Below are 25,957 nucleotides of genomic sequence, written 5' to 3' on the forward strand. Positions count from 1 at the left end.
GAATTGAAAAGGCCAATCGACGCAGCATCCCGTCAACTTACCTGCCGTCCGCTTCTCGGCAAGCCTGAGACAGCCGTAAACGTCCGTAATGGGTCGCTAGCGGACCGTCCGCATTCGGGTCGGTTGACACAACGGCTCGCAACTACGAGCCTCGCAGTCATGTGCAACCTCTACCGCATGACCAAGACGACGGCCGAGGTGGCGAACCTCTTCAACGCCGTCGAGTTGGGCGCGAGCAATGCGCCAGCCGAGATNGTCATGTGCAACCTCTACCGCATGACCAAGACGACGGCCGAGGTGGCGAACCTCTTCAACGCCGTCGAGTTGGGCGCGAGCAATGCGCCAGCCGAGATTTACCCGGGCTATCCTGGCCTGGTCGTCGCGAACGGCGAACTACGATCGATGGTCTGGGGCTTTCCGCTCAGGCTAAAGGGAATGAAACCCGACGCCAAGCCGAAGCCAGTCAACAATGCCCGCGCCGATAAGCTCGACAGCTTCAAGTGGCGGTTCAGCTTTGCCGAGCGCCGCTGCCTGATCCCGGTGACAGAGTTTGCCGAGGCCGAAGGCGAGAAGGGAAGCAAAACACGTACCTGGTTCTCCCTGCCCGGTCAGGACATGTTCGCGGTCGCCGGCATCTGGCGGGATACGGACGAATGGGGACCGGCTTACAGCATGGTCATGACAGAAGCCTGCATCCACGTCGCTGACGTGCATGACCGAATGCCTGTCATCCTGCGGCGGGAGGACTGGACAGACTGGTTGGACGGACCGCCGGATGCGGCTGAGCTTCTGTGTCGGCCCTACCCTGCGATGATGACAGTCAATCGAACTGCCGACCCCTGGGTTCGTAGGTAGACGCTTGCCAGACCGAGTCAGACCAAGAGAACGTCGATAGCTTCGAGGATCTTTGGCGCAATTTCGGATAGCACTGAAACTCGAAAAGTGCCGTGCTGGCCCTCGATCGCAAAGCAAAGCATGAACCCGAAATTCGGCGTGAACCGCTCGTCGTGGCCCAACGCTAGAATGTCGCCATCGTCCAACGGCTTATAAAGCTTCCAAGAGTCTAGGGCCGGCCCGGTAATGGTCCCGGTGGCCCCGGCCAGGTCGACCGTGAACCCTGCCTGGTCTGTCTGAAAGAAATGAGCCACCAGCAGTCGGTGCTTGTCTTGATTGTTGATGTCGCGGAGCAAATCTAGGGCAGCACCCCCGGCGGTGCGAGCCGCCTCTATGCGCTCAATGGATGCGCTCGATAAGCCACGTACATGCTTTCGATCGTGCGAGGTTAACGGATGCCCCGCCTTTCCGAACGGAAATTGCAATCGAGTGAGGTCTGCCTCCGCGCCCCCTCTTCGCGCCAGTCGGCACACTGCGTAGTCGAGTGCGCATCGAAGACTGTGGGCAACGTCACCGACGATAACGCCCAGCTGAATTTCTGGGACCCTCTCAGCTCTGAAGGCATAACACGGACCATCGGTGGTGACTTGTAACTCGACGCGGGGATTTGCCCGCAGAAGCAAGTCTTGCTCGGCGTCGAACAGTGACTTCAGATGGAAGGAGGCACGATCAAGTTTCGCTTGGATATCCTGGGGGCGTGAAGTCATCGCCCTCCTCGTACGACAGCTCTCGCCCGCTTTACAGCGCTTCGAAGCACTTGCTCATTGTTCACCATTCGTTCCAACGGCGAATGGTCCGGCACCGCCTCGATTCGCTAAGCGCCTTCGCCCGCAAAGGCTATCACCTGAGGGTCGAGTGCCAAGCGTGCAAGCACGTGGTCATTGCCGATCCTGCAGTGCTCTCGACCGTGATCCGGGGGAAGAAGGACATCAATGCGATCGAGCGTCGCATGCGCTGCGGGGAGTGCGGAGAGCGGAGGGCGCACATCACTGCCGAGCCACTGGAGAAGCCTCAGAAGCCAAAGTGGATTGTGGCCTGGGGGAAGCCCGAACAAAGTGGTTAGGCCGCCGCGTTCCGGCCCCAACAGACGCGACGCGCCCGCCCCACCCTAAGCGCGTCGCGAGCCGAAAGCCTTAACCTGCATCGGAAAAGAGCTGATTGGGTGGACGCGCCGAACTTTGGGGGCCACGACGCGTCCAGACGAGCAATCCCCTGGTCGCGCGGCCGTTCCGCGTTTCACCTGTGATAGCCCGCCGTCTATTTGCCTCTACTTTAGAACGGCTGCCTTACCCGCGCGCGCGTACTGCTCCGCAAACTGTCACTTGGGCACTGACACCGCGACACGGTTCGCGCGGTGGGTGAACTGGGCGCCCGCGTGGGTAAGCGCGTTGGCAAGCTTCTCGCGCGTTTCTTCCGCGATATTCGCGCCGGACTCGAAGCGTGCGAGGGTCGCGTAACCGACGCCCGCGAGCTTAGCGAGGTCACGTCCCGAAATATTGAGGCCACTACGGGCCATCCGGCATTGTGTCGCATCCATGTGATAGCAAATACCTCACAAGCCGGGTTGACGCAACAACACAAGCAATGATAGCAATGCTATCACCTCGGGAGCATCCTGAGGCGACCGGGCGGGAGGATTAGGCCTCTCCCGCCCAGCCTGATCGAAACCCTCTACGGAAGGGACGACTATGGAAAACAATACCACCCGCCGCGCGCTACTCAAAGCCGCGCCTATTGCTGCAGCAGCCGTTGCCATTCCCGGCGCCGCATTTGCGGCGTCAACGCCCGCCATCGAAGAGGATCGCTATTCCCTCGAAGAATATGCAGCGGGTCGCCAGAGCGCTGAGGAAATCGCTTACCTCCACATGGCACGAGCTTGGATGGATCGATGGAAGGCGCTTGGGGGAGATGTAAGTCTGACCTTCGGTTCGGACACCCACGCGCCAAGGGTTGGGCGTTCGATGCTTGTGGCCCTCGACTATTGGCAACCCACCGACACCGGCCGGGAAGACATTCCCCCTCACACATGGCTGACCGAGGAGCGGCAGCACGAAGGCGCGGTGAAGGCTTTGGAAGGTCTTCTGGAACTCGTACCGGGACTACGTGAGGCCGTGCGCGATCTCGCGCGCCAGGAAGCCTACGGTCGCTGGTTGAGCGAGCGGGAGGCCTGACATGGGAGCCGCTACCAACGTCGTTCGCCTGCCCACGGCAGCCCGTCGCAAAGTCCAGCAGCGCTACAACAAGCATTTCCGGGCAATCGTGCCCGAGATGCGCGCACAATGGCCGGGCGAGTACATTGACCCCGGTGTGCGGGCGAAGATGCCCGACGCCGCCGCACTGCTCCTAGTGGAGCGCAGCCCGGAGCTGCTGTTAGCGATTGCCATGTTCGAGACGCTTACAGAGGAGCAACGAACCAGCGTCCGCAACAGGTGCGAGATGCTGAAATATACCGGCGCTTCCGCACGCGGCGCCGCAGCACTCATCCAGATCCGCACAATCGGGGACTCCGTGAATCTGGACGCCGCAATGAAGCTGCTAAAGGAGAATGTGGTCGCGCCCTATGATTTTGATTGATTGAGTTTCAAAGACAAGCGCACCTTATCTCGGCAGCGCAAAGCACGGGGCTCCGTTTCGGCGGGGCCCTTTTTTGTCGGCGGGCGCGCCCACATGCACCGTTGACCGCTGGCAGAACGTGAGCCCATGTTGCCCCTGGTTGCGACGGCTTGGAGGGGCGGTGTTATGCGGCTGGTTTCGGATAATCCCAATCTCGAACGGGACAAGGAAGTCGAGTGGGTGAAAGACGGATTGCGCTGGCATCTGCGCGAGTTGGCGGCAAATTTGATGCGGATCACACGCGGGGCGGGAAAACCTCATGAGGTGGGCAGCCAGGTAGTCGAAGTCCTGCAAGTCCTTAATGACTATCGAGAGGTGGTCGGCGCGTACCCAACCGCTTGGGAAATTCAGAACGCCTTGGCCCTTGATGACTCGACCTTGCGTTGGGGGAGATGGGATTACGCCATGCACGGCATGGTGAAAGGCGGCCTCCAAATGGCTGCTTCTGAACTGCTCGGACAACGGACGCAGATTTCCCGAGGGGAGCGTGAGCTGTTGGATGGGCTGGACGTCATCGAGCGGATACGAGACGAAAACCGCAGGGGGATCCGCCGGCCGCCAAAGTTCACCGAACGCAACCAGGACGACTAGACGCTTACGTCTCTATTGTCCCTTTTGTCCTCTTCGCTGCGTTAAGATAGGAAGGTGCCGATTAGTACGGGGGCGGGCGGCGCGATGCAAAGGACACCGAAGGCCGAAGAGGCTATTCTCTTGGCTAGATCGGCCGAAGAGGTTCGGGACTATCTGAGGCAGCGCGCGGCAGGCGCCAGCCTCTTTGACCCAATCGGCCAAGACGCAGAGGCCGCTCTGCTGGCGCGGAGGGAACGGCTTATAGATCTCTCGCTCGCCGAATACTGCCTACATCGCGAGACCGCACGGGAACTCTTCGAGCGTGGTTCCGACGATTGGCCACTACGCGCGCTCGTCCTCTCCAACCAGGCGCTCGCCAAGTCCCAGATCCTCGGTCGTTTTCCTCTGTGCCTGTTCGAGGATGAGGACGCCCTACTTTCCTACTTGGAAACGATATCCCCAGACGACCAGTGGGTATTGTTCAGCAACCCTGCGCTCGACGAGAGCTTCCTTGAAGGGTTCCTATCGATGGACCAAACTTGGGAGGCAATAGACTCGGAGCAGCGCCTCTGGGTGCTCGACGCCCTTGCTGGGAATGCGAAGCTCCAGAAAATAAGATCGACGCAGGACCATGAAGACGGATGGGGCTGGTACATGGCCGGGAAGCCGTTTGAGGCTGCCTGGTTGCTCATAGAGAAGCTCGAACCGGGGACTGAGACAGCCAGGCATCTGGCGAAGCTCCTCAGAGATCTTCCTGCAGACAGCTACAAGACCGACGGAATCGCGGAGGCACTCGTTCGCTGGCGAGCCATCGGGGAGGACGCCCTTGCCGATGAAACCAACAGGAATGCGGAGGGCCGACTTTCCGACTTCCAAGAAGTGCGCCAGGCTGCGGCACGGCTTCTCGCGGGCAGGCACGACGCGAAGCCGCGCCTCTTCATCGACAGTGACGATGTGGCACTTCGCTGTGGCGCATACGAAGCAGCGAGCAAACTGGATGAGGAGACACTTGAGGCCGCAGTGAAGCTCGATGGAGACCTGGCCCGATTGCACCTCATCCGTAACGAAGGGCTCTGGCGATCAGAAAAGTCCCGCGACTTGCTCCTGGATGTGGTGCTGCGCGGGTCCGAGGGAGACGAGCCCAGGTGGGAGTACAGGCGGCGGGAGAGGCACTATCGCAAGGAGTATCCCACTTGGTTCGAGGGGGAAGAGTACTTGGAGCCAGACGAGCGTCCAATCAGCGAGAGCTCAATTGCGGACGTTGTCGCGAGTGTCACCGGCGACCCAGCTATCAAGGGCATCCAGCGAAGACTGGATGCGGTCGAGGACCGTCAGCGGTCAGTAGTGTGGTTGGCTGCGCTCTGCTTGATCATGCTCGCAGTGCTCGTCTGGCGGACCTAAGCGAACTCGTTTTGTGGGAACGTGTGTGGGAACGATCAGCTGACCGCAACAACAAAATCACGTTAAAACAATGCAATAGCGAAAGATGAGTGGTGCACCCGACAGGATTCGAACCTGTGACCTCTGCCTTCGGAGGGCAGCGCTCTATCCAGCTGAGCTACGGGTGCGTGGGGGTGCGGTTAGCAACGGGTTTGGGTTGCGCCAAGCGATATTCGGTCGCCGGCTTGCCCTAGCCGCGCTTTCCGTCGCTTATTCCCACCCGCGTTCGAGGAAGCGCAGCGCGCAGCCGGCCAGAATCGCCGAGCCGCGCGGGAGGACGGCTTCGTCCACCACCATGCGCGTCGAATGGATGCCGCAGCAGCCCGCCCAGTCGGAGCTTTCGGCGGCCACGCCCAGGAAGGCCATGGCGCCGGGGACCTTCTCGAGGACGTACGAGAAGTCTTCGGCGCCCATGATCGGATTGGCGAGCCGCTCGAAGGCTCCGCCGGGCAGGTCGCTGGCGACTGCATCGAACAGCGTCACGGCACGCGCGTCGTTGATCGTCGGCGGGAAGCCTTCGGTCACCGTGACCTCTGCAGTGCACTCGTGCGCCAGGGCGATATGCTCAGCGAGGTGGCTAAGAGCTTCGCGCACTTCCTGTCGTCGCTCTGGAGAAAGCGTGCGGATCGTGCCCTTGAGCAAGGCCTGGTCCGGAATGACGTTGTGCGCGCTGCCTGCGCTTAGTTGTGAGACGGTAACGACTACCGCTTCGGTCGCATTGAAGCGCCGGGTCACGAGCGCCTGGATCGCGGTGACGATCTCACACGCGACCGGCACCGGGTCGCGAGTCTGATGCGGCATCGAAGCATGGCCGCCTCGGCCGGTGACGGTAATCTCAAGCATGTCGGCGGCAGCGAGCAGGGCGCCGGAGCGGCTCGCGAGGACACCGTGGCGGTAGTTCGGCATGATGTGGAGCGCGAAGGCTGCGTCGGGCAGCGGCGTATCTCCGCCGCCGAGGAGTCCGTCGGCGAGCATGAAGCGGGCGCCGTGGTAGCCCTCCTCTCCCGGCTGGAACATGAAACGCACTTCGCCCGCGAACTCCCCGCGCCGCTCGGCGAGCATGCGGGCGGCGCCGGCGAGCATCGCGGTATGCGTGTCGTGTCCGCAGGCGTGCATCCGTCCGGGTATAGTCGAGGCGAACTCGAGCCCGGTCTCCTCCGGCATGGGCAAGGCATCCATGTCGCCGCGCAGGAGCACAGCGGGCCCAGGCCCCGTGCCCTGGAGGACGGCGACAGCGCCGGTGCAGGACGGGCCTTCGCGCCAGGTCAGCGGCAGATCAGACAACTCGGCCTTGACCTTGGCCAGTGTCAGCGGCGTTTCCAGGCCCAGTTCGGGTTCGGCATGGATGGCGCGGCGGAGGGCGACGATGCGCGGTGCAAGCGACTGCGCCTGTTCGAGGAGGTGTTCGGCGAGCATGGCCTTGTCTAACCCGCCCTTCGCAACGGGGCCAGCATTGGTTACATGAATTACCGGTTCACCCCTCGTCCACGCGCATAACAATAGAGGGTGCGCATTGCGGACTGCCCGGAAGTACCCATCTTGTGTGGGGTCCGGGCCGAGTCAGATTGGATTTGACGAAAAACCGTAGTATTTTAACGGAGCAAAGGTTTAAGGCGGCACCATGCACGGGTCAGTCCATCTTTTCGACAGACTGCCGGAAGTCGTGAAGCCCACGGCTCCGGTCGTGCACGTCGCTGCCCCAGTCCGGCAGGTCCCCCTCGTGGGTGTGATCCGCAATGCGCGGAGTCATCGCGAGATGGCTCCTGTCGAAAACAGCGCAAGAGCGACTCTGCTGATGGAGTCGCCGGGCGACCGGGCGGATCTGCCGGCCATCCTCAGCAAGTTTGCCGAACGCCGGGTCGACTACATCGTGCTGGCCGGTGGCGACGGCACGGTGCGCGACGTGCTCACATGTGGCGCAGGGATTTTCGGAGAGAGCTGGCCTCCGCTGATCGTACTCCCCAATGGCAAGACCAACGCGCTGGCGGTCGATCTCGGCCTGCCGCTCAACTGGTCGCTGACCGAAGCGCTGGACGCGATCCATTCGGGCCAGATCGAGCAGCGCCGCCCGTTGGCCGTTTCCCTGAGGGATAACGCAAACGCCCGGGTGCAGGGCTTCGTGCTTGGCGCAGGCGCCTACACTGCGGCGATCCAGCTCGGCCAGAAGGCGCACAAGAAGGGCGCGTTCAACAGCCTCGGCGTCGGCATCACCGTGGCCGGGAGCTTGCTGCAGGCCCTGTTTGGTAGCGGCGGCAATGTCTGGCGTCGCGGCACGCCCATGCGTTTGTTCGATGGCGATGGCCGTGAGGTCGAGCACAGCGGAATCGGCCGTCTGGACGAGCGATTCTTGCTGTTCACCTCCACTCTCCGTCGATTCCCCGCCGGCTTGAGGCCGTTTCTGAACGGCAACGCGTCGACCATGCGTACCGCGATGCTCGATAGTTCGAGCCGCAGCCTGCTTCTTCGCCTGCCAATGATGATCCGCGGCAAGATCTCCGAAGGGATGCGTCGGGCGGGATATCAGGTGGTCGAATCGGATTCGATCCAACTGGATATCTCGGACCGCTTCATCCTCGACGGGGAAGCCTTCCCAGGAGGCCGGTACCAGCTTTCGCTTGGGCCCAAGCTGCGCTTCGTCGTCCCGTGAGCGGGGCTCTTGCCGCGCGTCTCAGCGCGGCGCTGGAACGGCCTCTCGCCCCTGCAGTCGCTGAGTTTGCGCGCCAGATTGGCGAAGAGGCCGGCTCGCGCGCGGTGCTGTTCTACGGCTCCAACTTGCGGACCGGCTCGCTCGAAGGCGTGCTCGACTTCTACGTCCTGCTCCCCGGCGAGGTCGAAGGCGGCATCTGGCCGCGGGTCTCCTACCGCGAAAAGCTCCACGAAGGCATCACCCTCCGCGCCAAGATCGCGACCATGAACTTGGCTACCTTCGCCGCGGCTGCGGGCGGAGAGAAGCTCGACACCACGATCTGGGCGCGCTTCGTGCAGCCGGCCGGGCTGGCGTGGTCGAGCGGTCCCGAGGTGGCGAGCGAAGTGACTGTCGCCCTCGCCGCTGCCGCGCAAACCGCCGCACGTCTCGCCGTAGTCCTTGGGCCGGCCAAGGGCGTGGAGGAGGATTACTGGCGAGCCCTGTTCCGGGCGACCTACCGCGCGGAATTGCGGGTGGAAGCGGCGGGGCGCGAAGAATCGATCATCGCCGCCAACCGTTCACACTTCGAGGGGCTGTTGCCGTTGGCACTGGCTGCCCAAGGCGTTCCCTTAATTCAGGTGGGACAGGCCATTGAGCCCAAGCTCGACGCGGAGTGGCGTCGGGAGGTCCAGCAATGGTGGGTGAAGCGGCGTCGGTTCGGCAAACTGCTCAACCTCGCCCGCCTGGCAAAGGCCTCGACCACGTTCGAAGGCGGCATGCGCTATATTGCGTGGAAAGTGGAACGGCACACCGGCGAGAAGGTCGAGGTGACGCCGCTGCGCGAGAAGTACCCGGTCCTCGCCGGTCCAGCGATCCTGCGGCGATTGCTTAGATTTCGGCGCCGCGAGAAGAACTCCGAGCTCTAAAGCCAGCCCTTACATGTAGTGCAGGTTGATGGTGATCGACTTGACCTCTTTGCCGACCGGAAAGCTGGTCTTGGTGTAGCTCGGCTTGCCGAGATTGAAGAGGGTGTAGGCCGGATTGTTCGAAGCGCCGCCGCCGTCCTGAGTCAGATCTGTCTTGTCGTTGCCGTTGACGTCGTGGCGTATGGCGACCGCATAATTGCCCGGCCCCGGAACAGGGAGACAGAAGGTCATGGTGCCGGCTTTCGCCGGTTGCTCAATGCGGTACAGCCAACGGCCGGATTCCAGCCAATCCTGCTTGGTCGCGCGGTAGATCTGCGCCCGGACTATCCCCGTGCCTGACTTGATGCCAGTGACGCGGACGCTAACCGCTGGGCCATCACCGCGGCAGCGGGACATGTCGTTGGTGATCTTCTGTTTATATTGCGCCTGCAGCGGCGCCGCCATGAGCAGCCCCGCCAGCGCCAGGCCGTTGAGAGCCCAGCCTATCGCTTTCGCGCAATTAGTATTGCCTGGTTTCACCATGCCCAGTCCGTCGGCTCCATCCGTTTCGTGCTAATAATGGCGGCCGACATCGCGGCGTGCCCATAGTGATGCGTGCATGTCCGTCGAGTAGGCCCCTATAGATTTGCGGTGAATTTGCGCTGAATTTCCAGTTTCACATTCCGTCAGGCGGCGCAGGACGCAGGAGTTAGAACAAGGAGTGGCGTGGAATGCCGCCATTTCAAGAGTTGTCAACTCGCGCACGTCGCTGGAACCCTAAGCTTCACGGGGTCGAAACGTCCCATTTCCTGCCAGGGGTGATCTACCGTGTGGAAATCCCCTTTGCGCGGGTTGTTGGCCCCAGCCCCGCTGTTAAGGCGTTAAGGGCGTCATGGTTCAACCGCTTATCTCGCCTTCGATCCTTTCCGCCGACTTCGCCCGGCTTGGCGAAGAGGTGCGCGCGATCGACGAAGCGGGGGCCGACTGGATCCATGTCGACGTCATGGACGGCCACTTCGTTCCCAATCTGACGATCGGCCCGGGCGTGGTGAAGGCCCTGCGTCCGCACAGCGCCAAGACTTTCGACGTCCACCTGATGGTCTCGCCAGTGGACCTGTGGATCGAGCCGTTCGCGGCGGCGGGCGCCGATATTATCACCATCCACCCGGAAGCCGGACCGCACGTCCATCGCTCGGTCCAGGCGATCAAGGCGCTCGGCAAGAAGGCGGGCATCTCGCTCAATCCGGGCACGCCGGCCAAGATGCTCGATTACCTGATCGACGAGATCGACCTGGTGTTGATCATGAGCGTCAATCCCGGCTTCGGCGGGCAGAGCTTCATCTCGAGCCAGCTGCGCAAGATCGAAGCGGTGCGCAAGATGATCGACAAGTCCGGCCGCGACATCCGGTTGGAGGTCGACGGCGGGGTCACCCGCGAAACCGCGCCGTTGTGCGTGGCGGCGGGGGCCGATGTGCTGGTGGCGGGTTCGGCCACCTTTACCGGCGGGCCTGATCGATACGCCGCCAATATCGCCGCTTTGAGGGGGCAGGCATGACGGAAATCGCGTCCCGCAATCGTTTTGTGACCGGGGCGCGCGCGGCGGATGACGAAACTCCGCCCGCCATGGCGATCCCGCTCAAGCGGCGCGAGGAAGCGACGGCTGTGACTGCGCCGGCTCCGATTCCGGCCCCTGCTCCGGTTGCTCTGCAGCCGGTTGAGACGCCGCCCGCCGATGCCGAGGTGCTGGAGACGGGCCGGGCCCTTGCGCTGACCGATTTCACGCCACCGGATACCACGATCGGCGAGCGGCTCGTGCGGTTCGCCTATCGCCTGGGCATCTCTGGCCCGACCCTGGCCGCCCCGTTCCGCAAGCCGGCCAAACCCCGCCTGCTGGCGACGGTCCAGAGCCCGCTCAAGGGCAACGCCGTGGCCGGCACGGCGCTGCGTGCGGGCCATTTCCTCGTTTACGGGGTAAAGTCGCCGATCACGCAGGTCGATTTCTCCCCGGCCGCCCCGCATGTGCCGCCGCTCGAGCGCACGATCCACGCCTTCACCTGGCTGCGCGACCTCGAGGCTTGCGCCCCGCGTCAGCAATGCACTGCGACTGCGGAGCGCGTGCTCGGCGCCTGGCTCGACGCCAACGGCAAGCCGGGCAAGGGCGCTGCGTGGCGCGTCGGCCATGCCGGATCGCGCCTGCTCGCCTGGTTCGCCCACGCACCGCTGATCCTGGGCGGTAACGACAAGACCCTGCGTTCGCGGGTGCTCGCCTCGATGGAGGAGACCGCCCGCTGGCTCGACCGCAATGCGTCCAAGGCTGACGACAAGGCAGACGAACTGGCGGCCTGGTGCGCCATCGTCGCGGCGGGCCTGCTGCTGCCCGACGGCAAACCGCGCCGCCTGTTCGGCGAAGCCGGCCTCGCCCGCGCCATGGGGGAGATGGTGGGGGCCGATGGCGGTGTCCTGTCGCGTAGCCCACTGGCGCAGATGGAGGCTATCGCCCGTTTGACCGAGCTCGCCGCCTGCTATCGTGCGACGCGCTGCGACCCCCCGCAGGCAGTCGAAACGATGCTGCAGATGCTGGTCCCGCCGCTGCTGTCGCTGACGCATGGCGACGGCAGCCTCGGCTGCTGGCAGGGTTCCGGAGCGGTGAGCGCCGAAACAGTCGCCGCGTTGGTTGCTGCCAGCGGGGTTCGCACCCGTCCGCTGCGCGATTCACGCCAGTGGGGCTATCAGCGCGTGGTGGCGGGCAAGTCGGTCCTGCAGTTCGACGCCGCCCCGCCGCCACTGCCGCGCCATGCCCAGCACGGCTGCGCCTCGACGCTGGCATTCGAGCTTTCGCACGGCGCGCACCGGCTGGTCGTCAACTGCGGCGGATCGGCCTTTGCCGGTGGCCAGGTACCGGTGCGGATCGAGCAGGGCCTGCGCGGCACCGCGGCGCATTCGACGCTCGTGCTGAACGACACCAACTCCACGGCCGTGGTCGTGGCCGGGAAGCTCGGTTCCGGGGTGGCGGAAGTCGAGGTCGACCGCCGCACGATGACGGCCGAGAAGGGCGCTTCGGCAACACGGATCGAGGCTAGCCATGACGGCTATGTCGCGCGCGTGGGCCTGGTGCACCGGCGTATCCTGATCCTGCGCGACGACGGTACCGAGCTGCGCGGTGAGGACTTGCTCGTTCCCGCCGGGCGCAAGGGCAAGCGGGGCAAGGTTCCCTATGCCCTCCGCTTCCACCTTGGCCCGATGGTCGAAGTGACCGCTGGCGAGAACGGACGCGGCGCCACGCTGGCCCTGCCCGACGGCAGCTATTGGCAGTTCGTGACCAGCGAAGGATCGCTGGAAGTCGACGAAAGCCTGTGGGTTGACGGTGACGGCCGGCCGCATCCGGTGCAGCAGCTGGTGATGCAAGGCATGGTCTCGCGCGGGGGCGGCAACTTCTCCTGGCTTCTCAAGAAGATCAGGGCCTAGCTGCCGCCGGGGTCATCACGACCCTTCCAAGCCGGCGACCTAAGCCCTAGGTAGCCCTCCATGACTCAGGTAGCGATCAAGCGGGCCCTCCTTTCGGTGTCCGACAAGAGCGGTGTGGTCGAGCTTGCCTCGCGCCTCGCCAAGGGCGGTGTCGAGCTGGTCTCGACCGGGGGTACGGCGCGGGCTCTGCGCGACGCGGGGCTGCAGGTGCGCGACGTGTCCGACGTGACCGGCTTTCCCGAGATGATGGATGGTCGCGTGAAGACGCTGCATCCGCTGATCCACGGCGGGTTGCTCGCCGTCCGCGACGATCCGGAACATGCCGCGGCGATGGACGCGCACGAGATCGGAGCGATCGACCTGCTCGTGTCCAATCTCTACCCCTTCGAAGAGACCGTGATGCGCGGCGCTGGGCGGGACGAGATCATCGAGAACATCGACATCGGCGGCCCGGCGATGATCCGCTCGGCTTCGAAGAACCATGCCTTCGTGACCATCGTCACCGATCCGGAAGACTATTCGGTCCTGCTCGAAGAACTGGCCGAGAATGATGGCGCGACCACGCTCGCATTCCGCAAGCGCATGGCCGCCAAGGCCTTTTCCGCCACGGCGGCTTACGATTCGATGATCAGCCAGTGGTTCGCCTTTGCCGACCAGCAGCGGCTGTTCCCGGAAATGCTGGCGGTAAACGGCCGCTTGGTGGGCGAGCTGCGCTATGGCGAGAACCCGCACCAGAAGGCCGCGCTCTACACCCCGCTCGGGCCGCACATTAAGGGCCTCGCCCAGGCGGAACAGGTCCAGGGCAAGGAGCTCAGCTACAACAACTACAACGACGCTGATGCGGCGCTCGAGCTGGTGGCCGAGTTCAAGGACCAGGGTCCAGCCGTGGTCATCGTCAAGCACGCCAACCCTTGCGGCGTGGCGCAGGCGGAGACCTTGGTAGAGGCCTACCGCACGGCGCTGGCTTGCGATGCCGTTTCGGCTTTCGGTGGAATTGTCGCGGTCAACCGCCCGCTCGACGGCCCGACGGCTGAGGCGATCACCGAAATCTTCACCGAGGTCGTCGTAGCACCCGGCGCGGATGACGCGGCGCGGGCAGCCTTCGCAGCAAAGCCGAACTTGCGCCTGCTGCTGCTCGAAGATCTGCCGAACGCCCGCCGTGGTGGCCTGCAGGTCAAGCCGATCGCCGGAGCGTTGCTCGTGCAATCGCGCGATAACGGGGCGGTTGACCTGCCTGACCTCAAGGTCGTGACCAAGCGTGCCCCGACCGAGCAGGAGCTGGCCGACTGCCTGTTCGCCTGGACCATCGCCCGCCACGTGAAGTCGAACGCGATCGTCTTTGCCAAGGACAACGCCACTGTTGGCATCGGCGCCGGACAGATGAACCGCCGCGATTCTGCCCGTATCGCCGCGATCCGCGCACGCGAGGCGGCCGAGGCGGCCGGATGGCCCGCGCCGCGGACGGTCGGCAGCGCGATGGCGTCAGAGGCATTCCTACCGTTCGCCGACGGGCTCGAAGCCGCGATCGAGGCGGGCGCCACCGCGGTTATCCAACCTGGTGGCGCGATGCGCGACGATGAAGTCATCGCCGCAGCCGACGCGGCCGGTCTCGCGATGGTCTTCACGGGAATGCGCCACTTTCGACACTGAGGCCCAAGCGAGCCGATTGCGAGTGCCGCAACCGTTCCTATATGAACGGCCGACAACAACCATGTTCAGAGTCTCTCAAGCACTTGCGAGGTAGAGCCGATGAAATCCTTCGAAAGCAATTCGAGTAACGACAATGGGTCTCTTCACCCCGGACGTGTTCCGCTCTTTCTTCGCCGGCTTCGGCATCGCCGCGATCGCGCTGGCGGTGTACATGCTGCCGCAACTGGTTTGACCGGCATGCGCGCCTTGCTCGCAGCAGGCGCGCTCGCCTTGGCAGGTTGCGGTTCAGCCGTGGCCGCCGAAAGCACATTTAACGCTCCCTCAGCCAAGCGCGAGGCGAACGAGACCGGTCTCAAGACCGCGATCTTCGCTGGCGGTTGCTTCTGGGGTGTCGAAGCGGTCTTCAGCCATACCAAGGGCGTGACCAGCGCGGTTTCGGGCTATCACGGCGGTAGTGCGGCCACCGCGCATTACGAAATGGTTTCCGCCGGCGGCACCGGACACGCGGAATCGGTCAAGGTGACGTACGACCCCAAGGTCATACGTTACGACCAGCTTCTCCAGATCCTGTTCTCGGTAGTGGCCGATCCCACGCTCAAGAATCGCCAGGGCCCCGACAGCGGTACGCAATATCGCGCCGCGATCGTTCCGCTTTCGGCAGAGCAACGCCAAGTCGCCACCGCCTATCTCGCACAGATGCGTTCGAGCGGGGTGTGGGACAAGCCGATCGTGGTCCAGGTCGAGAGCGCAAAGACGTTCTACCCGGCTGAGGACTATCATCAGGACTTCGCCAAGCGGAACCCGAACCAGGGCTACATCCTGCGCTATGACGCGCCCAAGGTGGCGGCGTTCAAGGCGATGTATCCGTCGCTCTATCGCGCGGTGTATCAGACAGGCTGATTGCCGCCCGGCAACACCAGCCCTATATTCCAGTCATGGGCCTACATAAGCACCACGAACATTCGGGCGAGCGCCTGGTCGTAGAGGCCGAGAGCGTGCTCACGAACGCCGGCGAACAATGGACCGCGATGCGCTCCGACGTCTTCGAAGCGCTGGCGGCGCAGGACCGCCCTGCTTCGGCCTACGACATCGCCGAAGCAGTCGGAAAGATTCGCGGCAAGCGCGTCGCCGCCAACAGCGTCTATCGCATCCTCGACCTGTTCGTGCGCACCAACCTCGCCAACCGCGTCGAAAGCGCCAACGCCTATCTCGCCAACAGCCACCCCGGTTGCCGGCACGACTGCATCTTCCTCATTTGCGACGATTGCGGACAGGCGACCCATCTCGACGACGACCGCCTGACGGGCGCGTTGCGCGAAGCTGGGCGTGAGGCGGGCTTCGCCGACGTACGCCCCGTGGTCGAGTTGCGCGGGATCTGCGAAGAATGCGCGGGATAGCCGTGAGCTACTGAATCTGGCGCGATTTGCGGGGAACCGAGCGATTTTCACGAAATCCTCATAACAACCTCACCCGCCTTTCATCGACACGCGAAGGTCACAGGTGTAAGTGCCCCCCGAACGATGACTTCATTACTTCAAACCCCCCTGCTCGACAGCGTCGCTACGCCCGAAGACCTGCGTCAGCTGGATCGCAAGAACTTGCGCCAGTTGGCCGACGAATTGCGCTCGGAAATGATCGACGCCGTGGGCAGCACCGGCGGCCACCTGGGCTCGGGCTTGGGCGTGGTCGAGCTGACGGTTGCCGTCCATTACGTCTTCAACACGCCGACCGACCGGCTGATCTGGGACGTTGGCCACCAGGCCTATCCGCACAAGATCCTGACCGGCCGGCGCGATCGCATTCGCACCTTGCGCCAGGCTGGCGGTCTCAGCGGCTTCACCAGGCGTAGCGAGAGCGAATACGATCCGTTCGGCGCGGCGCACTCTTCGACTTCGATATCCGCGGGCCTCGGCTTTGCCATTGCGAACAAGCTGGCCGGCGAACCGGGCAAGGCGATCGCCGTGATCGGCGACGGCGCGATGAGCGCCGGCATGGCCTACGAGGCGATGAACAACGCCGAAGCGGCGGGCAATCGCCTGGTCGTCATCCTCAACGACAACGACATGTCGATCGCCCCACCGGTGGGCGGCCTGTCGGGCTACCTCGCGCGGCTGGTGTCCTCGGCCGAGTTCCTCGGCCTGCGCGAACTGGCGCGGCGTTTCGCCCGCAAGCTGCCCGAACCGTTGCACCGCGCGGCCAAGAAAACCGACGAATATGCCCGCGGCATGGCCATGGGCGGCACTTTGTTTGAAGAGCTGGGCTTCTACTACGTCGGCCCAATCGACGGGCATGACCTCGACCAGCTCGTCCCAGTGCTCGAAAACGTGCGCGATGCGGCCGAAGGGCCGTGCCTGATCCACGTCGTGACCCAGAAGGGCAAGGGCTATGCCCCGGCGGAAAACAGCGCCGACAAGTACCACGGTGTGCAGAAGTTCGACGTCGTCACCGGCGAACAGACCAAGAGTGCGGGCGGCCCGCCCAGCTACACTTCGGTTTTCGCCAAGGCCCTGATCGAAGAAGCGGCGCGCGACAGTCGCGTCTGCGCAATCACCGCGGCGATGCCGAGCGGTACCGGGCTCGACAAGTTCGAGAGCCTCTATCCCGAACGCAGCTTCGATGTGGGCATCGCCGAACAGCACGCGGTCACTTTCGCGGCCGGATTGGCGGCGCAAGGCATGCGCCCGTTCTGCGCGATCTATTCGACATTCCTGCAGCGCGCTTACGATCAGGTCGTACACGACGTGGCGATTCAGAATCTGCCGGTCCGTTTTGCCATCGACCGCGCCGGCCTCGTCGGCGCCGATGGCGCTACGCACGCTGGCAGCTTCGATGTGACTTACCTCGCGACCCTGCCCAACTTCGTGGTCATGGCCGCGGCGGACGAGGCTGAACTGGTCCACATGGTCCATACCGCCGCGCTCTACGACAAGGGGCCGATCGCCTTCCGTTATCCGCGCGGAAACGGCGTCGGCGTGCCGCTGCCCGAAATTCCAGAGGCGCTGCCGATCGGCAAGGGCCGTGTGGTCCGTCACGGCAGCAAGGTTGCGCTGCTATCGCTCGGTACACGCCTGGCAGAGGCCTTGAAGGCTGCGGATCAGCTCGACGCCAAGGGGCTTTCGACGACCGTGGCCGACTTGCGCTTCGCCAAGCCGCTCGACAGCGAGCTGATCCGCAAGTTGATGGCAACTCACGAAGTGGTCGTGACGATCGAGGAAGGCGCCATTGGCGGGCTCGGGGCGCACGTGCTGACGCTGGCCAGCGACGAAGGGCTGACCGATGCAGGCCTCAAGATCCGCACCATGCGTCTGCCTGACGTGTTCCAAGAGCACGAGGCGCCCGACAAGCAGTACGACGAGGCGCGGCTCAACGCCCCGCATATCGTCGAGACGGTGCTTTCGGCCCTGCGCCACAACAGCAGCGGCGTCGAAGAAGCCCGGGCCTAGAGGGCCTGCCCGCCGGGCAGCCCCTCCAAGGCCTTTTCAATCCGTCAGGTTATTGGCCGGTGGCCGGGTGCACGCCGGCCTCTTGCGCCTCGATCCCCGCCTGCTGCTCGCCGGACAGGGCGCCATCGTCGCTCAGGGTGCCAAGGTGCATCAGCTTGCGGATAAACGGCGCGATAACGAGGATCGCCACACCGACGCCGACCGCGATCCAGCCGATCGTGCTGTAGACGTCGAGCACGGTCTGCTTGCCAGCAGCTTCGCCGCTCGCGCTTTCCGATCCGGTGGCAGCGGCAATCAGGCCGGCGGTGAAGTTGCCCGTCGCCGAGGCGAAGAACCAGGTGCCCATGATCAGCGAGGCCATGTGCGCCGGGGCGAGTCTGTTCATGGCGCTGAGTCCGACCGGGCTCAGGCACAGCTCACCCGTCGTGTGAAGGAAGTAGATCAGGAAGATGAAGATCAGCGGGATCAGCGCTTCGTTGCCACTGGCGGCTCCGGCGACGAGCACCAGGAAACCGGCGCCGAGCTGGATCACCGCGAGACCGAACTTCGCCGGTGTCGACGGTTCGAGGCCGCGCCGGCCAAGTGCGACCCACAGCCACGCGAACAGCGGCGCCAGCAGCACGATGTAGATGGCGTTGAGCGACTGGAACATCGAGGCCGGGATGTTCCATCCCAGCACCTCGCGATTGACGTGGCGGTCGGTCAGCAGGTTCAACGATGAGCCGGCCTGTTCGAACAGCGCCCAGAACAGGATCGACCCGACGATAAGGAACATCGCAGCGAAGATCCGATCGCGGTCATGGTTGGTTCGGCCGATCGACTGCCACACGACAACGACCAGCGCCAAAGCGAAGCCGGCGAGCGCCAGGTTCTGTGCGGCCGATGCGCTTATGACTTCGAGGAACATCGCGATGAACGCGACCACCGAAAGCGCTCCACCCAACGTGAAGAGCGACACGGGTACGCGCGGAGCCGCAGCGTAGGAGCCGTAGACGAAGCCGAACGTGGCTACGCCCAGCACGTAGAGGATGAGGATAGTGCCGCCGATGCCAAGCAGGGTGCCGACCACCGCCTGGTTCTGCACCAGCCACCAGCACACGACCACGGCGATCAGCCCAGTCAGATAGAGCAGCCATTCGAGCTTGATGCCGCCTACGGTGCTGGCGAGTCGCGCCGGATCGGGCGCCTCGCCGCGGCCCAGCAGCAGCGGCTTGCCCCAGACGAACACGACCAGGCCCAGCAGCATGCCCACGCCCGCAGCCCCGAAGCCGTAGCTCCAGCCGAAAGTCTCGCCGAGATAGCCGCACATGAGCGAACCGAGCGCGGCACCCAGATTGATGCCCATGTAGAAGATCGTATAGGCGCCATCGCGCCGCACGTCGGTTCGCGGATAGAGCTGCCCCACGATCACCGAGATATTGGCTTTCAGGAAGCCCGAGCCGACGATGATGAAGGCCAAGGCCAACCAGAAGATATTAAGCGAGGCGGCATCCTGCCCGCCAGTGCCTTCGAAGCCCATCATGAAGTGCCCGAAAGTCAGCAGGACGGCGCCGTAAAGCACGGCTTTTCGCTGCCCGAGGTAGCGATCGGCCAGGTAGCCGCCGATGACCGGCGTAATATAGACCAGCGCGGTGTAGGCGCCGTAGACGACGCTCGATCTCTCGTCGGAAAACAGCCAGTGCTTCGTCAGGTAGAACACCAGCAAGGCACGCATGCCGTAGTAGGAGAAGCGTTCCCACATTTCGGCGAAGAACAGGACAAAGAGACCCTTGGGGTGTCCAAGGAAGGTGCCACGCGCGTCGCCGCTTTCGGCATATTGGCTGGCCATGTGTTACTGCGTCCCCTCGCCCATCAAAAAAGAGCCGGCAACCTAGCGCATGTTTCAGGCATGTGAAGGCGTTTTTGTTACAGTCGAAACCGGGGCCGCCCTTGCGCGACCCGCTGTATTATGGCACTGCATCACTGATGGCTGACAGTCGACCCGTTTATCTCCGCCTCCGCGACCAGATCGCCGCGGCGATCATCGACGGGCGCTACGCCGAAGGGGACATGCTGCCGTCGGTCCGCGCACTTGCTGCAGAGCAGGGCGCCAATCCGCTGACCGTGGCCAAGGCCTACCAACAATTCCAGACCGACGGCCTCGTCCGCGTCCAACGCGGCGTCGGCATGTTCGTGCGCGAGGGGGCGGCAGAACACCTTCGCGCGGCGGAACGCGCCCTGTTCCTCGACGAGGAGTGGCCGCAGATTCGCGAACGCATGGCGCGGCTGGGTATCGAGCCGGCAGACGTGCTGGACGAAGCCTGAAAAATCGGCTTTCGGCGACAAATCGTTGATGTCGTGATTTTTTGATGCCCCCGGATTGCTTCCGGGCGGGCGTTCTGTCAAATTATTGGCACGGGTCGCATAGGCCGTACACCATGATCAAGGGTACGGACGTGGAACCGGTACGCCGTAAAGGCGGCCGGGTGAAAGGGGTAGTCCATGATTAGATCGGAGCTTTTGGAAGCGCTGACGGCCGATAACCCCGACTTGCGACCCGACGAGGTCGAGCAAGTGGCGGACATTTTCTTCGAAGAGATCGGTGCCCGATTGGCCGAAGGAGGCCGTGTCGAGCTGCGTGGATTCGGAACTTTCTCCACCAGGCTGCGCAACGCCCGCACCGGGCGTAACCCGCGCACCGGGGATCCGGTCGACGTACCTTCGAAGCGCGTGCCCTACTTCAAGCCTGGCAAGGAGATGCGCGAGCGGCTCAATACCGATTGAGCCTATTCGCTGATCGACCAACAGAACGGCCCGCATTTGCGGGCCGTTTTTGTTTGTGCGTCATCGTGGGCCAAAGAGAAAGGGCGCGGATCCGAAGATCCGCGCCCCTCTCCCCTTCCCGCCGAAGCGGATCCGGTCAGAAGTTGCGTTTTACCGACACAGCCCAAGTGCGCGGCAGTCCGGGGACGCCGGTCACCGAACCAAGTGACTTGGTGATGTCGCTTACGCTGAGGAAGTAGTACTTGTTGAACAGGTTCTGCACTTCGAGGCCGACTTCCCAGTCATCATCCTCGGTCGTGTACCAGATTCGCGCATTGCCCAGGAACCGGCCCGGCATGCGGCTCCACGAAGTGTTCGTGGTCTCGGTGAATACCTCCGAGCGATACGCTCCATCGAACCGGAAGTGAGTCGTGCCCGGCCCTACGTCCGCGTCGTATTGGATGCCGAAGCTATAAGTCCAGTCGGGCGTGTACGGGAACGTCTCGTCGCCGGTCAGGCCTGCTGCAGCAACGGAAGCTTCGTCATAATTGACGTTGATATAGCTCACCGATCCATCGATCGAGAGGTTGTCGATCGGATAGATCGTCGTCTCCAGTTCGAACCCCTTCACAGTGGCCTCGCCGACGTTGGTCGGGCGAAGGCACGGCGACGACGGACAGGCCGAGAGGATGAGAATGATGTCCTGGTAGTCGTTGTAGAACACCGCACCATTCAGCCGAACGCGCCGGTCGAAGAAGTCGCTCTTGAAGCCCAACTCGTAAGTGATGAGGGTTTCCGGGTTGAACGGCTTGATCTGGTTGCATGGATTCGGAGCTACGTAGCCCGGGGCGTCGCATTCGCCCGAGGACGGGCCGAAGAACGGACGCGGGTTTACGCCGCCGCCCTTGTAGCCGGTGGCGATGGAGGCATAGGCCAGGAACTCATCCGAGAAGCGGTAGTCGGTGGCAATGCGCCAGTCCCACCGCGAGCCCTTAAATTCTCCCGCCAGGTCGAAAATGCCGGTGAGCAGGCAGTTCGGGCTATTGCCAATCCCAGTCGGACCGGCGGTGCCGGGAGGCGCGGCGCCGGTGAAGAACTCGCACGGCCCCGGAACGGTGCCGTCCGGATTGCGCCGGAAGTAGGTGTAGGTCTTCTCGTCCCACGAACGGCGCACGCCGCCTGTGATCGACCAGTTCTCGAGCGGATGCACGATGGCGTTGGCAAACAGCGCCTTCGAGGTCGAAGGCGTGGTGTCGGGGCCATGCAGGAAGTCGATGCCGGCATAGTTCAGATCGACGCGGGCGGTATAGCTGCCTTCCTGATCCATGTAGAACCCGCCGACGGTGTATTCGACCAGCCCGTCGCCGAATTCGCCGTTGAGACGAAGCTCCTGGCTCCACGCGCGGTGGTCCAGGCGGTTGTCGAGCTGCGCAATCGGCACCGGCGACGCGTCCTGGTCCTGGCCGAACTTGGTGGTGTATTCGCGCCACGAGCCGACCCAGTAGAGCTCGAGTTCGTCGGTGATATCCCACGAAAGGTTGCCCATGAGGCCCCAGCCGTTGAAGTCCTGGTTCTGGAGGGCGGCGTAGGGTTTGAAGGGCGCCTGCGAGGTAGGCGCCGTTCCATCGAGGAAGTTGGCGTACGAAATGTAACGCCGGTTACCGCTGTAAACGCTCGAGCTGAGGTTATCGCAGCTGTACTGTCCTGCTGGCACGAAGCGGCAATCATATGGGATCGCAGTCCCATCCTTGCCGGGCAACCAGGCTGGCTGGCCCGGGCCGACACCTTGCGCGAGACCGGCGTTGGCATCGCCGGGTGCAAGTGACGGGTGGAACACCGGATTGCTCGCGTTCTGCGGTTTGCCAGCCGCTATCAGTACGGTTGGCTGCGGTTCCGACCGCTCACGGGTATAATCGGCCGACAGGTTGACTTCGACGGTGCTGCTGGGCTCCCAACGAAGCATGATGCGTCCGGCGCCAATTGCCTGGCCACCTTGCGTGCCGACCACGGGGTAGGCACCGCGGGCGTTGTTTGCCGGCACGTTCTCGTTGGGATGAGCCACGCCATAGTCGAGCAGGTCGACATACCCGTCACGGCCCTTGAAGATGCCCGAAGCGCGAACGGCGACCTGATCGTTGACCTTGAAATCCGCCATGCCGCGAACGTCGATACGGTTGAACGAGCCGTAGGTGACCTGAAGTGAACCGGAGCCATCACCGCTCGGCTTTTCGCTGAACAGCTTGATCGCGCCGCCGATGGAGTTCTTGCCGGCCAGCGTGCCCTGCGGACCGCGCAAGATTTCGATACGCTCGACGTCCATGAGTTCGAGCAGCGAGCTCGACAGGGTCGGGATGTAGACGTCATCGACATAGAGGCCGACGCCCGGATCGAGTGCGTAGTTGAAGTCGGTCTGGCCGACGCCACGGATAAACGCGATCAGACCGGTGCCGCCGTTTTGGGGCTGCGGTGTGAGGGAGACGTTCGGGGCCTGCGCCGCAACTTGGGCGATGTTCGTCTGCCCACGCGCGTCTAGCATCTCGGAGTTGACCGCGGTGATCGCGATCGGCGTGTCCTGCAGGTTCTGCTCACGGAACTGCGCAGTCACGGTGATGACGTTGGTGCGCCCGTCTTCGCTCTCTGGAGCAGCAGGTTGAGCAGCAGGCTGAGCCGCATTGTCTTGGGCGAAAACGGGCGTGGCCAAGCCGGCAACAATTGCCAGCGACGACACGACGCCAAGCGTTTTGAATCTCATCAGGCATCCTCCCTTAGCGGGAACGTTCGTGCGTTCCTCGCTTTATCCCGAATCCCGCAATCGCCCCTTTGGGGAGCGCCGCGAAAACGAAGTGGTCAGGAAGTGACCGCGTGCCTTTTTTTGAAGGACCGGTGCGACCCACTCCCTCTCCCGCGTCGAGTAATAGCTGAACTGATTCCCGCAAAATAGTGCGCTATGCACAATGGTTGTTCCGAATGCTGGCCGGTGTCGCAATCAAGCAACACAGTTCGACTGCTAAGTAGTCTGAATCTTGCTCAATCGCGGCGAGCAAAGCTTCTTGCACGGGACAGGCTCTAGACGGGCCTCGATCCCCAACTTACGCTGCCAGCAATAAAGAAAACCGGTTTGGGGGAATGAGATGGCAACGGTCGCGGCGCCGCAATCAGGGCTTCGAGGATACGAGCTGCGCGTGCTGCTGCTGCTCGGGCTGGCCTACGGGTTTGCCTATTTCGATAGAATGGCGCTGACTTTCCTCGGGCCGGAAGTGAAGGCGGAACTCGGGCTCAGCAACGAACAAGTGGGCTGGCTAGGCTCGGGATTATCGGCGACCTGGGCACTTGGGGCCTATTTCGTCGGCCGCTGGTCGGACTCGATCGGGCGCCGCAAGCCGTTCCTCATTGGCGCGCTGGTGCTGTTCTCCTTCTGCTCGGTTCTCTCGGGCCTGGCGTGGAGCTTCGGAACTTTGCTCGCGACGCGGATCGTCATGGGATTGGCCGAAGGACCGTTCCTGCCGATCTGCCTGGCGATCATGGTCGCCGCTTCGGCCGAGAGCCGGCGCGGGCTCAATGCGGGTATCGTGCAGAACGTCTTCGGCTCGATCATCGGCACGGCGCTCGCGCCCTTCATACTCATCCGCATCGCCGAGGCGAGCGACTGGCGCATGGCCTTCTTCATCTCCGGAATTCCGGGCCTGATCCTCGCGCTGTTGATCTGGCGCTTCATCCAGGAGCCAGAACAACCGCCGGCCGATGCTTCCGCGCCCAAACTCTCACTCGCACCCTGGGCGATGCTGGCGGAGCGGAACATGTGGCTGTGCGGGCTGATCAGCTGCTTTGCGGTGGGTTCGGTGGTGATCGGTTCGATCTTCATGCCGCTCTATCTCGATGGCCCGCGCGGCTACGATCCGCTCACCCGCGCGAATATCATGACCATGGTCGGCTTCTGCCCGGCCATCGGCGGGGTGCTGGTGACCGCGCTGTCCGACCGCATCGGGCGCAAGCTGCCGCTCATCGTGTTTGCCTTCCTGATGGCCCTCGCGCCAGCGGCACTCCTGTGGTTCCAGGGGCCGGTGCCGGCTCTCACGGCGTTGATCTTCGTCAGCTGGATGGGCCTCGGCACCTTCCCGCTGTTCATGGGCGTGATCCCGGCCGAAACACTCGGGCGCGCGCGAGCGGCCACGGCCATGGGCCTGGTGGTGATGATCGGAGAGCTGACGGGCGGCGTCTTCGGTCCGCCGATCGCCGGGCGTCTGGCCGACAGCTTCGGGCTCGACGTGGCGCTATACATTCAGGGCGGGCTCGCCCTGGCCGCGGGCGTGGCTGCGCTCTTTGTGGTGGAGACCAATCCCCGCGTCCTTGCCCGGCGCGCGCAGGCAGGAGCCCCCGCATGAGTGTCGTGAGCCGTCAGGTTGTCATCGTCGGCGCAGGGCCAGTCGGATTGCTGACCGCGCTCGGCCTGGCCCGGCAGGGCGTCGAAGTCACGGTGCTCGACAGCGAGCCCGAGGTGGTTCGCTCCCCGCGTGCGGCCGTCTACTTTCACACGACGATTTCGATCCTCAAGAAGCTCGGCCTGTCGGAGGAGGCCCACCAGATCGGGCTCTCTTCGACCGAGTTCAAAATGCACTGGCTGGAGACCGGCGAAGTCATGTCCTCCGACATGCGCGACGCGCTCGAGCCGGGGCAGGAGTTCGACCATAACCTGCACTTCGGCCAGCACATCCTGGCTGAGCTAGTCATGCAACACCTCGCCCGCCTGCCGAATACCGAGGTGCTGTGGAACCACACGGTCAAGGCGCTTGGCCAAGATGGCCGCAAGGCTCGCGTCCTCGTAGATACAGAGGAGGGCGAGGTTACCTTCGAGGCCGATTGGATCATCGGCACCGACGGCGCGCGATCGACTTTGCGAAAGCTGGCTGGCCTGCCGTTCGAAGGCTTCACCTGGCCCGACCGGTTCGTGGCGACCAACATCGAATACCCGTTCCTCGACTTCGGATTCTGCAACGCCAACATGGTGGTCGATCCGGTCAACTGGGCGGTGATCGGCCGGCTCGGACGCGAGAACCTGTGGCGGCTGACTTATGGCGAGGATGCGGAGCTGAGCGAGGCTTCGATCCTAGAGCGGTTGCCCGAACGGTTCGCGGCGATCTTGCCCGACCCTTCGGTGCCCTATCGGATCGACAACTTCTCGCCTTACCGCGTGCACCAGCGCTGTGCCCCGAGTTTCCGGGTCGACCGGGTCCTGCTGGCGGGGGACGCTGCGCATGCGTGCAATCCCTGCGGTGGGCTTGGCCTGACTGGCGGCGTGATCGACGCAGACGCTTTGTCGGACACGCTCGGCGCGGTGATCGCCGGGCGGGCGAGTGAGAGCGTGCTCGATTTCTACTCGCAGGAACGGCGGCGGGTGTTCATCGAGGTGACTTCGCCGATGTCGACCAACTTCAAGCGGCTGTTGTCGGAGGGTGATCCGGCGCGACGGGCGCAGGATAAGGCGGACATGTTTGCCCAGGCCGACAAGGGCGGGGCAGAAGTGCGCGCCTCTTCGCTGGCTGAACTGATCAAGGGCGCGGCGATGCCGATCGGGCCGCTATTGGCTTGAGCGGGCCCTTGCGCATTGTCTC

24 protein-coding genes and 1 tRNA gene are annotated in these 25,957 nt (G+C 63.7%); 18 read left to right on the top strand and 7 right to left on the bottom strand.

What is annotated here, in order from left to right:
• Positions 1-258 precede the first annotated feature (258 nt).
• The gene (locus ASD76_RS14075; protein ID WP_055925857.1) at positions 259-855 is read left to right on the top strand and encodes an SOS response-associated peptidase; all 597 of its coding nucleotides are present in this window, start codon (positions 259-261) and stop codon (positions 853-855) included.
• Positions 856-872: 17 nt separating this feature from the next.
• On the opposite strand, the gene ASD76_RS14080 is transcribed toward ASD76_RS14075, so the two are convergent.
• The gene (locus ASD76_RS14080) at positions 873-1,601 is read right to left on the bottom strand and encodes a hypothetical protein (RefSeq protein WP_055924365.1); all 729 of its coding nucleotides are present in this window, start codon (positions 1,599-1,601) and stop codon (positions 873-875) included.
• An 83-nt stretch (positions 1,602-1,684) separates the two neighbouring features.
• Here ASD76_RS14080 and ASD76_RS14085 point away from each other — a divergent pair, with 83 nt between their 5' ends.
• Positions 1,685-1,957 carry a hypothetical protein gene (locus tag ASD76_RS14085; RefSeq protein WP_055924368.1) on the top strand — a complete coding sequence of 91 codons (273 nt, stop codon included), beginning with the start codon at positions 1,685-1,687 and terminating at the stop codon, positions 1,955-1,957.
• 255 nt (positions 1,958-2,212) lie between these two features.
• Here the strand turns inward: ASD76_RS14085 and ASD76_RS14090 are convergent, their stop codons facing one another.
• Positions 2,213-2,410, bottom strand: coding sequence for a helix-turn-helix domain-containing protein (locus ASD76_RS14090; RefSeq protein ID WP_055924371.1), 198 nt, complete (start codon positions 2,408-2,410; stop codon positions 2,213-2,215).
• A gap of 172 nt (positions 2,411-2,582) precedes the next feature.
• On the opposite strand from ASD76_RS14090, the gene ASD76_RS14095 reads away from it, so the two are divergent.
• The 4 genes from ASD76_RS14095 to ASD76_RS14110 all read left to right on the top strand — a co-directional run bounded on the left by ASD76_RS14095 (position 2,583) and on the right by ASD76_RS14110 (position 5,478).
• A complete protein-coding gene (locus ASD76_RS14095) occupies positions 2,583-3,065 on the top strand; it encodes a hypothetical protein (RefSeq protein ID WP_055924374.1) in 483 nt (160 codons plus the stop codon).
• Position 3,066: 1 nt separating this feature from the next.
• Positions 3,067-3,468: a hypothetical protein gene (locus ASD76_RS14100; RefSeq protein ID WP_055924377.1), complete on the top strand. Its 402-nt coding sequence runs from the start codon at positions 3,067-3,069 to the stop codon at positions 3,466-3,468.
• 165 nt (positions 3,469-3,633) lie between these two features.
• Positions 3,634-4,098 (top strand): hypothetical protein, encoded by a 465-nt coding sequence (locus tag ASD76_RS14105; RefSeq protein ID WP_156457744.1) that lies wholly within the window; start codon positions 3,634-3,636, stop codon positions 4,096-4,098.
• An 84-nt stretch (positions 4,099-4,182) separates the two neighbouring features.
• On the top strand, positions 4,183-5,478 hold the full coding sequence (locus ASD76_RS14110; protein ID WP_156457745.1) for a hypothetical protein: 1,296 nt from the start codon (positions 4,183-4,185) through the stop codon (positions 5,476-5,478).
• Between the two features lie 90 nt (positions 5,479-5,568).
• On the opposite strand, the gene ASD76_RS14115 is transcribed toward ASD76_RS14110, so the two are convergent.
• Together ASD76_RS14115 and ASD76_RS14120 are read right to left on the bottom strand one after the other, a co-directional pair.
• Positions 5,569-5,645: transfer RNA gene (locus ASD76_RS14115), tRNA-Arg, on the bottom strand.
• Positions 5,646-5,727: 82 nt separating this feature from the next.
• Complete coding sequence (locus tag ASD76_RS14120) at positions 5,728-6,933, bottom strand: M20 metallopeptidase family protein (RefSeq protein ID WP_055924386.1); 1,206 nt, start codon at positions 6,931-6,933, stop codon at positions 5,728-5,730.
• 340 nt (positions 6,934-7,273) lie between these two features.
• Here ASD76_RS14120 and ASD76_RS14125 point away from each other — a divergent pair, with 340 nt between their 5' ends.
• Positions 7,274-8,164, top strand: a complete 891-nt coding sequence (locus ASD76_RS14125) for a diacylglycerol/lipid kinase family protein (RefSeq protein WP_055924389.1) — start codon at positions 7,274-7,276, stop codon at positions 8,162-8,164.
• On the top strand, positions 8,161-9,069 hold the full coding sequence (locus ASD76_RS14130; RefSeq protein ID WP_055924392.1) for a hypothetical protein: 909 nt from the start codon (positions 8,161-8,163) through the stop codon (positions 9,067-9,069). The genes ASD76_RS14125 and ASD76_RS14130 overlap by 4 nt, the downstream gene beginning before the upstream one ends.
• A gap of 9 nt (positions 9,070-9,078) precedes the next feature.
• Here ASD76_RS14130 and ASD76_RS14135 read toward each other — a convergent pair whose 3' ends face one another.
• Complete coding sequence (locus ASD76_RS14135; protein ID WP_055924395.1) at positions 9,079-9,591, bottom strand: DUF2141 domain-containing protein; 513 nt, start codon at positions 9,589-9,591, stop codon at positions 9,079-9,081.
• Between the two features lie 349 nt (positions 9,592-9,940).
• Between ASD76_RS14135 and rpe the strand changes: the two genes are divergently transcribed.
• The 6 genes from rpe to dxs all read left to right on the top strand — a co-directional run bounded on the left by rpe (position 9,941) and on the right by dxs (position 17,606).
• Positions 9,941-10,603 carry a ribulose-phosphate 3-epimerase gene (gene rpe, locus ASD76_RS14140; protein WP_055924398.1) on the top strand — a complete coding sequence of 221 codons (663 nt, stop codon included), beginning with the start codon at positions 9,941-9,943 and terminating at the stop codon, positions 10,601-10,603.
• Positions 10,600-12,513, top strand: a complete 1,914-nt coding sequence (locus tag ASD76_RS14145; protein WP_055924401.1) for a heparinase II/III domain-containing protein — start codon at positions 10,600-10,602, stop codon at positions 12,511-12,513. Before rpe ends, ASD76_RS14145 begins: the two co-directional genes overlap by 4 nt.
• A 60-nt stretch (positions 12,514-12,573) precedes the next feature.
• Positions 12,574-14,163: a bifunctional phosphoribosylaminoimidazolecarboxamide formyltransferase/IMP cyclohydrolase gene (purH, locus tag ASD76_RS14150; protein ID WP_055924405.1), complete on the top strand. Its 1,590-nt coding sequence runs from the start codon at positions 12,574-12,576 to the stop codon at positions 14,161-14,163.
• A 237-nt stretch (positions 14,164-14,400) separates the two neighbouring features.
• A complete protein-coding gene (gene msrA / locus ASD76_RS14155; protein WP_055924407.1) occupies positions 14,401-15,063 on the top strand; it encodes a peptide-methionine (S)-S-oxide reductase MsrA in 663 nt (220 codons plus the stop codon).
• 35 nt (positions 15,064-15,098) lie between these two features.
• Positions 15,099-15,560 carry a Fur family transcriptional regulator gene (locus ASD76_RS14160; protein WP_055924410.1) on the top strand — a complete coding sequence of 154 codons (462 nt, stop codon included), beginning with the start codon at positions 15,099-15,101 and terminating at the stop codon, positions 15,558-15,560.
• 123 nt (positions 15,561-15,683) lie between these two features.
• Positions 15,684-17,606 (top strand): 1-deoxy-D-xylulose-5-phosphate synthase, encoded by a 1,923-nt coding sequence (gene dxs, locus ASD76_RS14165; RefSeq protein ID WP_055924413.1) that lies wholly within the window; start codon positions 15,684-15,686, stop codon positions 17,604-17,606.
• A 49-nt stretch (positions 17,607-17,655) separates the two neighbouring features.
• Here the strand turns inward: dxs and ASD76_RS14170 are convergent, their stop codons facing one another.
• Entirely contained in the window at positions 17,656-19,434 is a 1,779-nt protein-coding gene (locus ASD76_RS14170; RefSeq protein WP_055924416.1) for a peptide MFS transporter, read from the bottom strand.
• A 137-nt stretch (positions 19,435-19,571) separates the two neighbouring features.
• Between ASD76_RS14170 and ASD76_RS14175 the strand changes: the two genes are divergently transcribed.
• Complete coding sequence (locus ASD76_RS14175) at positions 19,572-19,910, top strand: GntR family transcriptional regulator (RefSeq protein ID WP_055924418.1); 339 nt, start codon at positions 19,572-19,574, stop codon at positions 19,908-19,910.
• A gap of 177 nt (positions 19,911-20,087) precedes the next feature.
• Positions 20,088-20,369, top strand: coding sequence for an integration host factor subunit beta (locus ASD76_RS14180; RefSeq protein WP_055924420.1), 282 nt, complete (start codon positions 20,088-20,090; stop codon positions 20,367-20,369).
• Positions 20,370-20,505: 136 nt separating this feature from the next.
• Here ASD76_RS14180 and ASD76_RS14185 read toward each other — a convergent pair whose 3' ends face one another.
• Positions 20,506-23,100 (bottom strand): TonB-dependent receptor, encoded by a 2,595-nt coding sequence (locus ASD76_RS14185; protein WP_055924423.1) that lies wholly within the window; start codon positions 23,098-23,100, stop codon positions 20,506-20,508.
• A gap of 379 nt (positions 23,101-23,479) precedes the next feature.
• On the opposite strand from ASD76_RS14185, the gene ASD76_RS14190 reads away from it, so the two are divergent.
• Entirely contained in the window at positions 23,480-24,730 is a 1,251-nt protein-coding gene (locus tag ASD76_RS14190) for an MFS transporter (protein ID WP_055924426.1), read from the top strand.
• A complete protein-coding gene (locus ASD76_RS14195) occupies positions 24,727-25,935 on the top strand; it encodes an FAD-dependent oxidoreductase (RefSeq protein ID WP_055924429.1) in 1,209 nt (402 codons plus the stop codon). The genes ASD76_RS14190 and ASD76_RS14195 overlap by 4 nt, the downstream gene beginning before the upstream one ends.
• Positions 25,936-25,957 lie beyond the last annotated feature (22 nt).

This window comes from Altererythrobacter sp. Root672 (assembly GCF_001427865.1).
In the GTDB taxonomy this organism is placed as follows: Bacteria; Pseudomonadota; Alphaproteobacteria; order Sphingomonadales; family Sphingomonadaceae; genus Croceibacterium_A.